A 14580-nucleotide genomic window follows, 5' to 3' on the forward strand; every position below is an offset into this window, starting at 1 on the left:
AAATCCGAGGTAAACTCTGGGGAAAACCCGAAGGAGCTTCGGGGTAAACTCCGGGGAAAATGCGGCGGAACCCTGGCGGAAATGCGGCGGAACTTAGGGAAAAATCCGAGCAAAGACGCTACTTCGATTTGAAAATTTTCCAATACCTGCTGTACAGTTCGTCCCCGTCGGGTCCCACATCCCGCAGGGATTCAGACTTCTCCAGCATTTTGTCAGAGGGGAACAGAATCTCGCTGTTCCGCAGCTTTGCGGGCATCATCCGACGTGCGGCATCATTCGGCGTACTGTAGGTCAGATACTCGAAATTACGGTACGCCACGTCGGCGCGGCACATATAGTCGATGAATTTACGGGCGTTGTCTTTGTGAAAGGCGTTCCGGGGGATGCACCAGCTGTCGATGAATATCTCTGTTCCTTCCCGGGGTACCACAAAGGCAAGGTCACTGTTCAGTTTCTGGCTGTAGAGCACTTCTCCGTTCCATACCACGCCCAGATCGGCGGAATTACCGATCAAAAGATCCCGGGCGGAATCGTTGGCATACTTATATACCAGCGGTTTCTGCGCAATCAGGTGCCGGGCGGCCGCTGCAAGCTGCTTTTCCTTCACGGAGTTCAGCGAAAACCCCAGAGATTTCAGGCTGATTCCCATCGTGTCCCGGAGACTGTCCTGCATCAGAATCTTACCCTTGTATTTCTTTCTCCACAAATCATTCCAGGAAGTGACCGAATCCTTTCCCAGCTTTTTTTTGTTGTACATGATTCCCGCGACGCCGTACTGATAGGGTACGGAATACCGGTTCCCGGGATCATAGGACTCGTCTGCGATTTTCAGATACCGCCTTCCGATATTCTTATAGTGAGGCATGGATTCCGTGTGGATCTCCGCCAGCAGGCCCTCGTTAATCATCCTCTCCACCATGTAGTCGGAAGGACAGATCACATCGTAGACACCCGCGCGGTTTTTGATGACAGGGTACATCTCCTCCACAGTATCATAGGTGTCCAGAACCACTTTAATTCCGGTTTCCTTCTGAAAACTTTTTACAACAGCGGGATCGATGTAATCGCCGTAGCAGAAGACGCGGACCTCCTTTTCATCCCGATGTCCGCATCCCGTCATCGCGCAAGCACAGACAATGATCATTACCACCGCCAGCAATGCGGAAAGCACTCTGCGTATTTTGTCAGCCCTGAGCAACCTCATAGAAAAAGTCATCCTCCTCTGCGCCGCGGTCGGACGCTACATTGGCGATCGTCAGCACGATCAGAACGATAACGAAAATCACGGTGGACAGCGCGAACAGTGTCGGCCGGATACCCACCTTTACCTGACTGTAAATCAGGGTTGAAATCGTGTTGATGCCGGCGCCCCTGGTGAAGTGGGTGACGACAAAATCATCAACCGACATGGTGAATGAAAGTAAAAAGCCTGTGACTATGCCGGAACGGATCTCCGGAATCACCACCCGCCAGAACGCATAGGCCGGCGATGCGCCCAGATCCTGCGCCGCTTCATAACTGGCGGGTCCCACCTGCTTCAGTTTGGGCATTACCGACAAAATCACATACGGTATCGAAAACGTAATATGCGCCAGAAGCACTGTCCCCCAGTTCAGATAGAAGCCGAAAGCGATGAAGGTGAGCATCAGAGAGATTCCCGTCACGATATCCGCATTCAGAAGCGGAATGTTGTTTAGCCCCATGATGAAGTTCTGCGTCTTTTTCCTCATCGCCAGAATCCCGATGCTGGCAAGTGTGCCGATGACCGTGGCCACCGCCGCAGACACCAGCGCGATAGAAAAGGTATTGAAAATCGCCGACAGCATCTGACTGTCCCGGAACATCTCCCGGTACCATTTCAGCGATACGCCGGTCCACCTGAACATGGATTTACTCTCGTTGAAGGAGAACACCATCAGCGTCAGAATCGGCAGATACAGAAACAGCAGGATCAGAATGAGGTAAACTGATGTGAATATTTTTTTCATATGAAGTTTCCCTCCCCGTTTTTGTCCAGAGCGTTCAGCGCCGCCATGCTGACGATGATAAACAGCATCATGACCAGAGACAGTCCGGAACCCAGATTCCAGTTTGCGCTGGTGGTGAACTCCTGCTCGATGATATTACCGATGAGATAGATTTTACCGCCGCCCAGGATGTTAGAGATAACAAAGGTAGTAAGGGACGGTACAAAGACCATTGTGATGCCGCTGGCAATCCCGGGAATGCTCATAGGCAGAAGAATACGCCGCAGAACCGTGGACTTTCCCGCTCCCAGATCGTAAGCCGCTTCAACAATGCTGTCGTCAATCTTCATCATCGCGTTATAAATCGGCAGAACCATGAATGGAAGGAAGTCATAGACCATGCCCAGCACCACCGCCGCAGGCGTATTGATAATGGTCAGAGCCGGCAGATGGAGGTGCGCCAGCACCGTATTGAAAATTCCGCCCTTTTCCAGAATCACCTGCCACGCCATCGTCCGCAGCAGAAAATTCATCCACATCGGAAGGATGAAGATGAATATGATGAATCCCCGGCGTCCCAGATTGCTGTCCTTCAGGATCATCGCCAGGGGGAAAGCCAGAAGCAGACAGATTACGGTGCTGATCAATGCAAGCAGCAGGGACAGACCCAGCGCCTGTCCGTGAATCGGCTGAAAAATCGCCAGGATATTATTCAATGTAAACGCTCCGGTGCGGTCCGTCAGTCCGTAGTAGAGAATCATCGCAAAAGGGATGACGGTTCCCGCAGCCAGCCACACCAGAAACGGCACAGCACAGTATTTTTTAGACATCGCGGCGTATCGCCTCCTGTTCTCTGGTCTTCGGTTTATGCATAATCTGAATGTTCTCCGGCGCGACGTCGAGGCTGACCCTGTCTCCCACAGCGTGGCTGGTCGTGCTTTGTACAAGCCACTCAAAGCCTCCGGCCAGGATTTCCATCTCGTAATGCACACCGATAAACACGTTGTGAATTACCTCTCCGTCCAGTTTGCCTTCACCAGGCCGTCTCACAATCAGATCCTCCGGGCGGATCACCACATCCACGGGCGCATCGTTTCCGAAACCCTCATCAATGCAGGGGAACAGCGTGTCGCAGACGCACACCAGACGGTCCCGCAGCATGATTCCGTCCAGAATGTTGCTGTCGCCGATAAAATCCGCCACAAAAGCGTTCTGAGGCTCGTTGTAGATATCTTCCGGCGTCCCCATCTGCTGAATGAAACCGCCGTTCATGACCACCACCTTGTCGCTCATGGTCAGCGCCTCCTCCTGGTCGTGAGTCACATAGATAAACGTGATCCCCAGTTCATTTTTCAGTCGGATCAGTTCGTATTCCATATCCTGACGCAGCTTCAGATCCAACGCCCCGAGCGGCTCATCCAGAAGCAGAACCTTCGGCTCGTTTACTATCGCCCTCGCCATTGCGACCCGCTGCTGCTGACCGCCGGACAGCGATTCGACTCTCCGGTTTTCAAAGCCCGCCAGATTCACAAGGCGCAGTCCGTACCGTACCTTGTCACGGATGTAGGCATCACTCTTACCGCTGATTCTTAGGCCGAAGGCTATATTCTCTCCCACATTCATGTGCGGAAACAAAGCATATTTCTGAAAAACTGTGTTGATCTGCCGAAGGTTGGGGGGCATGTCTGTAATATCCTCCCCCTCGAAGAAAACCTGCCCTTTATCCGGCGTCTCAAAGCCGCCTACGATACGCAGCGTTGTGGTTTTCCCGCAGCCGGAGGGACCCAGAAGAGTGATGAACTCATTCTCTCCCACCTGCAGGTTCAGATTGTCCAGGACCACGTTATTTTCAAAGGTCTTGGTAATATTTCTCAATTCAATCAAGGTATCTCTCATTCGTCTGTCTCCATTTTCTATTTGATTATAACCGCTTGACGAGACAAAAGCAATAACATGAAAAAAAGAGCCTCCGCATCAGATCCGGCGCGCCTTTTCCGGGCATGCACCGGATTATTTCTGATGCGGAAGTTCCATGTAATCTTTAATGCGGCAGTCCTGTAAAATTCTTAATACGACGGTTCTGTGTAATTCTTACTGCGACAGTCCCGCATAATTCTTATGAAAACAGCTCTCTGACCTTCTGAGCGAAGCCGGACTTCTTTTTGTAGCAGTCTGTCCCGACTTTCTCTCCCATCTCACGAATCGCTTTTTTCTGCGCTCCGTTGAGCTTGGTGGGAACCTCCAGAAGAACCTTCACATAGAGGTCTCCCATGCGGCCTGTGCGTACATTTCTGACGCCCTTGCCCTTCAGCCGGAACACCGTCCCGGGCTGAGTTCCCGCAGGTACCTTGTAGGAGACCTTTCCATCCAGGGTGGGCACTGTGATCTCGTCTCCCAGTGCCGCCTGATTGAATCCGATGGGGATATCGATGTACAGATTATCCCGGTCTCTGCGGAACAGTTCATGGGGCCGAACAGAAATCACGACATAGAAGTCACCGTTAGGACCTCCGTTTTCTCCGGGGTCGCCCTGCCCGCGGATAGGAATCACGCTGTCATTATCGACTCCCGCGGGAATATCGACCTTGATTTCAATGGTTTTCTTAACTTTTCCGCTTCCATGACAGTCCGGACACGGCTTGTCAATAATCTTACCGGTACCTCCGCAGTCCGGACAGGGACCGCTGCTCTGGAATCTGCCGAAGGGCGTGTTCTGCACCGTATGCACCTGGCCGCTGCCGCCGCATTTGGGGCAGGTCCTTTTCGCTGTTCCCGGAGCCGTTCCCTCGCCGTTGCACTTGGGACACCGGACGAACTTCGTCACGCGCAGCGTTTTCTTTGTTCCAAACGCCGCCTCCTCAAAACTGATCGTAATATTCTTCTGCAGATCTCTGCCCTTCCGCGGGCCGGTTCTGCCGGCTGCCTCTCCGAAACCACCGCCAAAGCCTCCGCCGAACATATCGCCAAAAGCGCTGAAGATATCCTCAAACCCTCCCGCGCCGCCGCCGAAGCCGCCAAAGCCTCCGCCTGCGCCGCCGAAGCCCGCATTCGGATCCACTCCCGCAAACCCGAACCGGTCGTATTTGTTCTTCTTGTCAGGGTCTGACAGAATACTGTACGCCTCATTTACCTCTTTGAATTTTTCCTCGGCTTCCTTATCCCCCGGATTTCGATCCGGATGATATTTCAGAGCCATTTTGCGAAAGGCCTTTTTGATTTCCTCTTCACTGGCACCTTTCTTCAGGCCGAGGACCTCATAATAATCTCTTTTCTCTGCCATACCTCTCACCATCTAATAATACTATACCGTTAACCATAACGAACCGACGCCGCGAACCGACGCCATACGCACCAAAATTTGCTCCGGCGGCAGGGCGTCTCCCCGCCGCCCGCAAGCAAATTCTAAAATTCAGCTATTCCATTCCGCCGCTTTTGTTCACTTTTTCCGCGCAGAACGACGGATTTTTTTCGCATCGCACAGGATCGCAAGGCGGAAGCGAGGGCGCGTACTTCGGCGTACGTAACCGAGCGACCGCCGCCGGGATCCGCAGCGGCGCGGGGAAATTTTGATTTTTCGTCGCTTTTGTTCGCTTTTTCCGCGCAGAACGACGGATTTTTTTCGCACCGCACAGGATCGCAAGGCGGAAGCGAGGGCGCGTACTTCGGCGTACGTAACCGAGCGACCACCGCCGGGATCCGCAGCGGTGCGGAAAAAAGACTAGTTCTGCGGTTTTTCGTCATCCACGACAGTATAATCCGCATCCACCACATTATCATCGTTTCCGGCCGGACCGGCGCTGCCTGTGCCGCCCATGTTGGGGCCGGCTCCGGCGGCTCCGCCCATTCCGCTCATGTCGGGGCCGGCGCCCTGGGCGCCCTGCTGCTGATACAGCTTGGCCGCGATGGAGTGGAATTTCTCGGTCAGGATTTCGGTCTTCGCCTTAATGTCGTCAGGATTGTTGGCCTCGAGTGCCTTCTTCAGATCTTCCTTGGCGGCTTCAACATCCTGCTTCTCGCTTGCATCGACTTTGTCACCGAGTTCCTTCAGGGATTTCTCGGTCTCATATACCAGGGTTTCAGCCTTGTTGCGGTCTTCGACCTCCTGTTTTCTCTTGGCGTCCTCGGCGGCGTACTGCTCGGCCTCTTTCACCTTCTGATTGATCTCGTCCTCGGACAGGTTGGTGGAGGAGGTGATGGTGATCGCCTGCTCTTTACCGGTTCCGAGGTCTTTGGCGCTGACATTCACGATGCCGTTGGCGTCGATATCGAAGGTGACCTCAATCTGCGGGATTCCACGGGGCGCAGGTGCGATTCCGGTGAGCTGGAAGCGTCCAAGCGTGATGTTTCCGGCTGCCATCTCACGCTCACCCTGCATGACATGAATGTCTACTGCAGTCTGATTATCTGCGGCGGTGGAGAAGATCTGGCTCTTCTTCGTCGGAATCGTGGTATTTCTTTCAATCAGTTTAGTCGCCACTCCGCCCAGAGTCTCGATGGACAGGGAAAGCGGGGTGACATCCAGCAACAGTACGTCGTTGACTTCACCGGTCAGAACGCCTGCCTGAATTGCCGCACCGACTGCGACACATTCATCCGGGTTGATTCCCTTGAACGGCTCTTTGCCGGTTACCTTCTTGACTGCGGCCTGCACTGCCGGGATTCTGGTGGAACCGCCGACCAGAATTACTTTGGAAATGTCGCTGTTGGACACTCCGGCATCGGCCATGGCTTTGTTCATCGGCTCGATGGTCCGATTGACCAGATCGGCAGTCAGCTGATCGAACTTAGCTCTTGTCAGATCCATGTTCAGATGCAGCGGACCTGCGTCGGTTACGGTGATGAACGGCAGATTGATGTTGGTGGTCTGCGCACTGGACAGTTCCTTCTTCGCCTTTTCAGCCGCCTCCTTCAGTCTCTGGAGCGCCATTTTGTCCGCTCTCAGATCGACACCGTTTTCCTTGGCGAAAGTGTCCGCCATGTAGTTCATAACCGCATTGTCGAAATCGTCTCCGCCCAGGTGAGTATCACCGTTGGTGGCCAGCACCTCGAACACTCCGTCGCCCAGCTCCAGGATGGAAACATCGAATGTTCCTCCGCCCAGGTCATATACCAGAATCTTGTGGGAGCCTTCTTCTTTGTCCAGACCGTATGCCAGAGAAGCAGCGGTCGGCTCGTTGATGATTCTCTTTACGTCAAGTCCCGCGATCTTTCCGGCGTCCTTGGTCGCCTGCTTCTGCGCGTCAGAGAAGTACGCAGGTACGGTGATTACAGCTTCTGTGACCTTCTCTCCCAGATAAGCCTCAGCATCCGCCTTCAGTTTTCCCAGAATCATCGCGGAGATGTCCTGCGGTGTGTATTTCTTTCCGTCAATTTCAACGGTGTAATCCTCACCCATATGCCGCTTGATCGACGTGATGGTTCTCTCCGGATTGGTAACCGCCTGTCTCTTGGCGGTTTCACCGATCAGCCGTTCTCCGCTCTTGGCGAAGCCGACTACGGACGGGGTCGTTCTGTTTCCTTCTGCGTTTGTGATAACAGTCGGATCGCCGCCTTCCAGCACTGCGACGCAGCTGTTTGTAGTTCCAAGATCTATACCAATTACTTTAGCCATAATATTACCTCCTAATTATTGACCTTCACCATGGATGGCCTGATTACTTTACTGTTCAGTCTGTATCCCTTCTGCATGACTCCGGTAACCTTGCCGCTTTCATAGTCCGCATTGTCCTCGGTCATGACAGCGTTGTGGAAGTTCGGATCGAAATCCTCTCCCAGCGCCTTGATCTCTTCCAACCCGGCTTTTTCCAGCACGTCGGACAACTGTCTGAAGATCATTTCCATCCCTTTCGCATAGCCTTCGTCCGCACACTCGTGGGAAAGCGCTCGCTCGAAGTTGTCCAGAACCTCCAGAAGCTGGGTGACGATTTTTTCGTTCGCATATGCGTAGATATCGCTCTTTTCCTTTTCCGTTCTCTTCTTGTAGTTCTGGAAATCCGCCATCAGACGCATATACCTCGCATTCAGCGCTTCGTCCTCCTCCGGCTGCGATTTGTTCTCCGGCTGTTTTTCCGTTTCCTCCTCCGGCTCCGGTTCGGCTCCCGCATTAATATCCTCGTTCCGGGAATCCTCTGCGGGCGTTTCTTCCTTTTCCGGTTCAGCCGCCTTCTGCTCCTCCTTCTTCAGTTCTTCTTCGTAACTTTTTCTGTCTTCATTCGCCATCTTCTTCTCCCTCACCGCCTTCTAATCGAAATGTATTGTTCAGGTTTTCTGTCAGGTACTTCACAATGGAAGTGACCTCTCCGTACTTCATCCGGGTCGGTCCGATCACTCCGATCTTTCCGACCATTTCACCGTTCACATGATAGGTTGCCGTAATCAGCGAGCAGTCGTTCAGATCATCATCGCCGTTTTCTGTTCCGATGGTCACGATCATTCCATCGTCCCGGTCGAGAAGCTTCTTCGCGAATTCGTCTTTCCTGTCGAACAGGGAGACAAAGTTCTTCGCTCTGGTCAGATCGCTGTACTCCGGAATATCGAAGATATTGGAGAGCCCGTCCAGATACAGACGGACATTCAGCATATCCGACAGCGTGCGCATGAAGTTCGGCATGATGTTCCCCGCCAGCTGGCTCAGCGCCTCGATGTCCGTCCGAAAGTCATCGATGATGTTTCCGGTCAGCACCTCCGTGATCGTCCTGCCTCGATAGTTGCAGGTGATATTCCTCGCCAGAATGTCCAGGGCTTCATTGGTATACGGAACCCTGAGCTTCAGCGCGGTATTGGAGATTTTCCCGCTCTCAGCCACGATCATCAGGATCACCGTCCGTTCATCCACCGGAAGCAGATTGACGAACTTGAGCTTATCCTCGTCCTTCTTCGGTGAAACCGCAAAGGACGCGAGATTTGTAATCTCTGACAGAAGCTCCGCGGCTCGCTGAATGGTTCTGTCGAACTCATCGATATCCGCCTTCAGCGTCTCGTTGATGAACTGCCGCGTCTGCGGTGAAATCTGAAAATCTCCCATCATATTGTTGACATACAGGCGATAGGCCTTGTCCGACGGAACGCGCCCTGCAGAGGTATGGGGATGCGTCAGGTATCCCATCTCCTCCAGATCGCTCATCTCGTTGCGGATCGTAGCCGGACTCACTGACATGTCTAACTTCCTGGAAAGAGTCCTCGAACCAACAGGCTCGGCCGTCTGAACGTAGTCATTGATGATGGCCTGCAAAATTTTAAGTTTTCTTTCTGTTAATTCCATATTCATCTCTCCTTGTTAGCACTCGACTTGTGCGAGTGCTAAACACTACATATAATGTACTACCACGAAACGTCGATGTCAACCATATTTCTCAAATATTTTTTGTAAAATCACAGCAGGAAGGGAGTTTCACCTGATGTTCACAGATTCCTCACGCCGCACACTGCCGCTATGGACGTATCCAGCCCCGGGAGCGTTTCACCGCCTCCTGCCAGCCCGCCAGCTTTGCTTCCCGATCAGACACGCTCATCTGCGGCGCAAAGACCCGGTCGACCTGCCAGTTGTTCCGGATATCCTTCTGGTCCTGCCAGTATCCTGTCGCCAGTCCCGCCAGATAAGCCGCTCCCAGCGACGTGGTCTCAATGCATGCGGGGCGAAGCACTTCACAGCCCAGAATATCCGCCTGAAACTGCATCAGATAATTGTTCGCACAGGCTCCTCCGTCCACCTTCAGTGCCGGAAGTTTTTCGCCCATATCACGGGACATCGCTCCCAGCAGATCATAACATTGGAACGCCATGGATTCCAGTGTCGCCCGTACCAGATGATTCTTGCCCGCTCCTCGGGTAATTCCGAAAATCGATCCTCTGGCGTAGGGATCCCAGTATGGCGCTCCGAGGCCTACAAAGGCAGGTACCACGTAAATTCCGGCCGAATCCGGCACAGACATGGCCATGCGCTCAGACTCCGCCGCATCATCCAGAATATCCAGTTCATCCCGAAGCCACTGAATTGCCGCTCCGCACACAAAGACCGATCCTTCCAGCGCATACTCCACCGGACCGCCTGCGTCCAGCCCCCACGCAATGGTTGTCAGCAGCCCATTTCCTGATTTCACAGGGGTTTTCCCCGTATTCATCAGCAGAAAATTTCCGGTGCCGTAGGTACTCTTCGCCTCTCCCGGACTGAAGCAGGTCTGACCGAACAGCGCCGCCTGCTGATCTCCCGCGGCGCCTGCGATGGGAACAGGCCCGCCGAACAGTTCCGGCATCGTCTCTCCGTAAACGCAGCTGGAAGGCACGGGCTCCGGGAGCATGCATTTCGGGATATCCATGATTTTCAGGATCTCTTCATCCCAGCATAGATCGTGAATATTAAACAACATCGTTCTTGACGCATTGGAATAATCCGTCACATGAACCCTTCCGCCGGTCATTTTCCAGATAAGCCAGGTCTCGACAGTACCGAACAGAAGTTCACCCGCCTCAGCACGTCCACGAGCCCCCGGCACATTTTCCAGAACCCAACGCAGCTTGGTTGCGCTGAAGTAAGCGTCCAGCAGGAGGCCTGTCCTGGACCTGATCCGCTCCACCAGTGCTTTGTCCTCCGCAAGCTCGTCACAATACCCCGCCGTGCGCCGGCACTGCCACACGATGGCCCGGCAGACCGGCTCCCCCGAGACTTTGTCCCACACCACCGCGGTCTCCCGCTGATTGGTGATCCCGACAGCCTCGATATTCTCCCAGGTCAGTCCCGCCTTCAGCAGCGCCTCATGAGCCACCGTCATCTGCGTCGTCCAGATTTCATTGGGATCATGTTCCACCCAGCCTTCATGAGGATAATACTGTCTGAATTCCATCTGCGCCACGCTGACAGTATTGCCCTTCCGGTCATAAATAATGCTGCGGGAACTCGTGGTTCCCTGATCCAGCGCCAGAATGTATTTCTTCATCGTATGCTCCTCCGTTACACAAAAATCGCCATGATGCTGTTGGAAATATCAATTCCGCGCTCCGAGAGCCGGATCACATCTCCCTCCTCCAGCAGCAGACCTTCTTCAAAATATTCTTTCAGATATCCGCGCCGGCTGCCGTATACCTCCCAGAACTCCCGGCCGAACCGCCGGGCGAAATCCGACTTGCGGATCCCTTCTGTTTTTCTCAGGCCCGTGAACACGTATTCACCCGTGTTGTCCGCGAAATCGTTTTCGTGATACTCCTCCCGGGGTTTTTCCGTCCACCGCACCCCATTCATAAAGGAAGATGCACTGTCCCCGATTCCCAGGTATTCTCCGAATGACCAGTACTTCAGATTGTGACGGCAGCGCATTCCCGGCTTCGCCATATTGGAAATCTCATAATGTTCGTAACCGGACCGGCGCATTGCCGCGATCGCGGCGTGATACATGGCGCGGTCTGTTTCCTCGGGCACAAAATCAAGTTCACCGGTCATATACGCCTCGTAAAACGGAGTGTCCTCTTCAATCTGCAGGCTGTAAAAGGAAATGTGCTCCGGATCCAGCCCGATGACCCGGTTCACCGTATTCATCCACTGCTCCATGCTCTGCCCGGGAACAGCGAACATAAGATCCAGATTGATGTTCCGAAAACCCGCCTTCCGCGCCAGCCGGTATGCCTCCACCGCATCACCGGCACTGTGAATCCGTCCCAGCGTATGCAGGATTCCGTCATCCAAAGACTGAACTCCCATCGACAGCCGGTTCACTCCGGCCGCACGCCAGCGCCTCAGGTTTCGGAGATCCACAGTATCCGGATTCGCCTCCAGTGTCACCTCCGCGTCCGAGGACAAAACAAAGTGCTCACGCACAGCCCCCAGTACCGCCTCAACACCGGCGGCGGGCATCATGCTCGGAGTTCCGCCGCCGATGAATACACTGTCCGCCACATACTGCCTGCGGTACATCGCGCCCCTCTCCGCGATTTCTCCGATTAATTTCCATATATACTGTTCCATCGCCTTCCCGGAATCCGGGGAGTTCTCTGCCGCCCTGGAATAAAATCCGCAGTAGCGGCACCTGCTCCGGCAGAAGGGGATATGAATATAGATTCCAAGAGCTTTTTTTCCGTTATCTGTTTCGTTATTTGTTGTCATCGTATTTCAGAACCGCCGTGAACGCCTCCTGCGGCACCTCCACCTTTCCGAACTGGCGCATCCTCTTCTTTCCTTCTTTCTGTTTCTCCAGAAGTTTCTTCTTTCTGGAAATGTCTCCGCCATAGCACTTGGCGATTACATCCTTGCGATAGGCCTTGACCGTTTCCCGGGCGATGACCTTCTGTCCGACCGCCGCCTGGATAGGCACCTCGAACTGATGCATCGGGATGATCTCCTTCAGTTTCTCACAGACGAAACGACCTCTCTGATAGGCCTCCGATTCATGCACAATCATGGAAAACGCGTCCACCAGTTCTTTGTTCAGGAGCACGTCAAGCTTCACCAGCTGCGACCGCTCGTAGCGGATAAATTCATAATCCAGCGAGCCGTAGCCGCGGGTCTTCGACTTCAGCGCGTCGAAAAAATCATAGATTACCTCGTTCAGGGGCAGCTCGTAGTGGATGTCTACCCTCTCTGTCGTGATATAGTCCATCCCCAGCATCTTTCCTCTGCGCTGCTGGCACAGTTCCATGATAGCCCCCACATATTCTTTCGGGATCATGATGTCCGCCTTGACGATAGGCTCTTCTATATGATCGATTTCAGAAGGATCCGGCAGGTTGGTGGGGTTCTGGATCATCCGCACGGAACCGTCAGTCATCACGACCTTGTACACGACACTCGGCGACGTCGTCACGACGGAAAGGTTGAATTCCCGCTCCAGCCGCTCCACGATGATCTCCATATGAAGAAGTCCCAGAAAGCCGCACCTGAATCCGAAGCCCAGCGCCGTTGAGGTTTCCGGCTCGAACAGAAATGCCGCATCGTTCACCTGCAGTTTTTCCAGCGCATCCTTGACCGGTTCGTATTTTTCGCCCTCCGCCGGATAGATACCGCAGTATACCATGGACTGAATCTGCTTGTACCCCGGGAGTGCCTCTTCTGTCGGGTCATCGTCCAGCGTAACGGTATCTCCCACACGGGCGTCCTTCACCTGTTTGATGCTGGCGCAGATGTATCCGACGTCTCCGGCCCGAAGCCATTTGGCGGGAACATGTCCGGGGGCCATGACGCCCACCTCTGTCACCTCGTATTTCTTATTCGTGCTCATCAGGCGGATCATATCGCCGACCCGAACGACTCCGTCGAAGATCCTCACGAAAATCACAACGCCTTTGTAGTTGTCGTAAACCGAATCAAAGATCAGAGCCTTCAGCTTTCCGTTTTCGTCACCCGACGGAGCGGGGATCTTTTGCACGATCTGCTCCAGAAGATTGTCGATGCCGATACCCTCCTTCGCCGACACCAGCGGCGCATCCTCTGCGTCGATGCCGATCATGTCCTCAATCTCCTTCTTCGCCTCCTCCGGCCGGGCAGAGGCCAGATCGATTTTGTTCAGACAGGGCAGAATCTCCAGATCCTCATCCAGTGCAAGGTAGACATTCCCCATGGTCTGCGCCTCCACGCCCTGAGTCGCATCCACCACAAGCACCGCGCCCTCGCAGGCTGCAAGACTCCTGGACACCTCATACGTAAAGTCCACGTGCCCCGGTGTATCGATCAGATTGAACACATACTCGTTACCGTCCTTCGCCTTATATACGAGTCGTGTGGTCTGAAGCTTGATGGTGATTCCCCGCTCCCGTTCCAGATCCATGTTGTCGAGAAACTGCTCCTTCATATCACGATGCGCGACCAGTCCCGTGTTTTCGATAATCCGGTCCGCCAGCGTGGATTTGCCGTGATCGATATGAGCAATAATGCTGAAATTCCTGATATATTTCTGATAATCCATACTCTGTTCCTTTTACGTTTTACGTTCCTATATATTTGTTCCGTATTCCTTTTATGTCTTTATTCTGTCCGCGATTGTCACCGCACCCGGGGGCGGACACTATTTAATAAGGTACGCCTTCTGTGCAACCTCCTGCTGGTACTGACCAAACACCACAAGGTTCAGCATATCGTTTTTCTTTAATTCCCCAATGTCAAACACGAAAATGCTTTCCGGTTCATTTTTCTTCGCGGTCTGCCGGTATTTTCTGCGGTCAACCATGACAGCGACCCTGTCGCCCCTGCGGATATTATGCACTCTGACCACAATCCGGCTGCTTCCCGCCTCATATTTATCCGAACGTATCCAGGTTTTCGGGAGCACCTTGCCCGGCTGCTCAAAACTCAGGATGCCGGACCGGAACTGCACGATGTACTTTGTCCCCGCGGAGACCTTTTGGATTTCCGAAATACGGAACCGCCCTTCTTCATCAGCTCTGGTCCGGTACACATCACCGCCTATCCTCAGATTCACAGAAGCACCGGCGCCCGTAAACCCTACTGCGGCATTTGTTCCCTCCCGCAGCTCCGCCACCGACGCCGCCTTAAACGAGGCCATCTCTCCGGAGGACCGCCGATGATCGAGATGAGACCGCAGACCAAGCAGACCCGCGAAAAGCGCCAGGCTCAGAAGCGCTATAATAACGGCACGTTTTCGGATGCCATTCTTTTTCATTCATTTTCTCC

At 53.7% G+C, this 14580-nt stretch carries 12 protein-coding genes; all 12 read right to left on the minus strand.

From position 1 onward, the window contains the following. Positions 1–118: 118 nt before the first annotated feature. The 12 genes from FYJ64_RS05630 to FYJ64_RS05685 all read right to left on the minus strand — a co-directional run bounded on the left by FYJ64_RS05630 (position 119) and on the right by FYJ64_RS05685 (position 14569). On the minus strand, positions 119–1204 hold the full coding sequence (locus FYJ64_RS05630) for an ABC transporter substrate-binding protein (RefSeq protein WP_206045554.1): 1086 nt from the start codon (positions 1202–1204) through the stop codon (positions 119–121). After that, positions 1185–1988 carry an ABC transporter permease gene (locus tag FYJ64_RS05635; protein ID WP_154574227.1) on the minus strand — a complete coding sequence of 268 codons (804 nt, stop codon included), beginning with the start codon at positions 1986–1988 and terminating at the stop codon, positions 1185–1187. The genes FYJ64_RS05630 and FYJ64_RS05635 overlap by 20 nt, the downstream gene beginning before the upstream one ends. Then, a complete protein-coding gene (locus tag FYJ64_RS05640; RefSeq protein WP_154574228.1) occupies positions 1985–2797 on the minus strand; it encodes an ABC transporter permease in 813 nt (270 codons plus the stop codon). Before FYJ64_RS05640 ends, FYJ64_RS05635 begins: the two co-directional genes overlap by 4 nt. Further along, entirely contained in the window at positions 2790–3863 is a 1074-nt protein-coding gene (locus FYJ64_RS05645; RefSeq protein ID WP_154574229.1) for an ABC transporter ATP-binding protein, read from the minus strand. The genes FYJ64_RS05640 and FYJ64_RS05645 overlap by 8 nt, the downstream gene beginning before the upstream one ends. Before the next feature lie 220 nt (positions 3864–4083). Continuing rightward, positions 4084–5247 (minus strand): molecular chaperone DnaJ, encoded by a 1164-nt coding sequence (dnaJ, locus tag FYJ64_RS05650; protein WP_154574230.1) that lies wholly within the window; start codon positions 5245–5247, stop codon positions 4084–4086. 438 nt (positions 5248–5685) lie between these two features. Continuing rightward, positions 5686–7578, minus strand: coding sequence for a molecular chaperone DnaK (gene dnaK, locus FYJ64_RS05655; protein ID WP_154574231.1), 1893 nt, complete (start codon positions 7576–7578; stop codon positions 5686–5688). An 11-nt stretch (positions 7579–7589) separates the two neighbouring features. Further along, positions 7590–8186, minus strand: coding sequence for a nucleotide exchange factor GrpE (grpE, locus tag FYJ64_RS05660; RefSeq protein ID WP_154574232.1), 597 nt, complete (start codon positions 8184–8186; stop codon positions 7590–7592). Next, positions 8176–9228 (minus strand): heat-inducible transcriptional repressor HrcA, encoded by a 1053-nt coding sequence (gene hrcA / locus FYJ64_RS05665; protein ID WP_075712502.1) that lies wholly within the window; start codon positions 9226–9228, stop codon positions 8176–8178. The genes grpE and hrcA overlap by 11 nt, the downstream gene beginning before the upstream one ends. A gap of 169 nt (positions 9229–9397) precedes the next feature. Further along, the gene (gene glpK, locus FYJ64_RS05670) at positions 9398–10900 is read right to left on the minus strand and encodes a glycerol kinase GlpK (RefSeq protein WP_154574233.1); all 1503 of its coding nucleotides are present in this window, start codon (positions 10898–10900) and stop codon (positions 9398–9400) included. A 14-nt stretch (positions 10901–10914) separates the two neighbouring features. After that, positions 10915–12060, minus strand: coding sequence for a radical SAM family heme chaperone HemW (gene hemW, locus FYJ64_RS05675; protein ID WP_154574234.1), 1146 nt, complete (start codon positions 12058–12060; stop codon positions 10915–10917). Further along, positions 12047–13855, minus strand: a complete 1809-nt coding sequence (gene lepA, locus FYJ64_RS05680) for a translation elongation factor 4 (protein ID WP_154574235.1) — start codon at positions 13853–13855, stop codon at positions 12047–12049. The genes hemW and lepA overlap by 14 nt, the downstream gene beginning before the upstream one ends. Positions 13856–13954: 99 nt before the next feature. Next, a complete protein-coding gene (locus tag FYJ64_RS05685; RefSeq protein ID WP_154574236.1) occupies positions 13955–14569 on the minus strand; it encodes a hypothetical protein in 615 nt (204 codons plus the stop codon). Positions 14570–14580: the final 11 nt, after the last annotated feature.

Origin of the sequence: Hornefia butyriciproducens, from assembly GCF_009695915.1 — a bacterium.
Lineage (GTDB): Bacteria > Bacillota > Clostridia > Peptostreptococcales > Anaerovoracaceae > Aminicella > Aminicella butyriciproducens.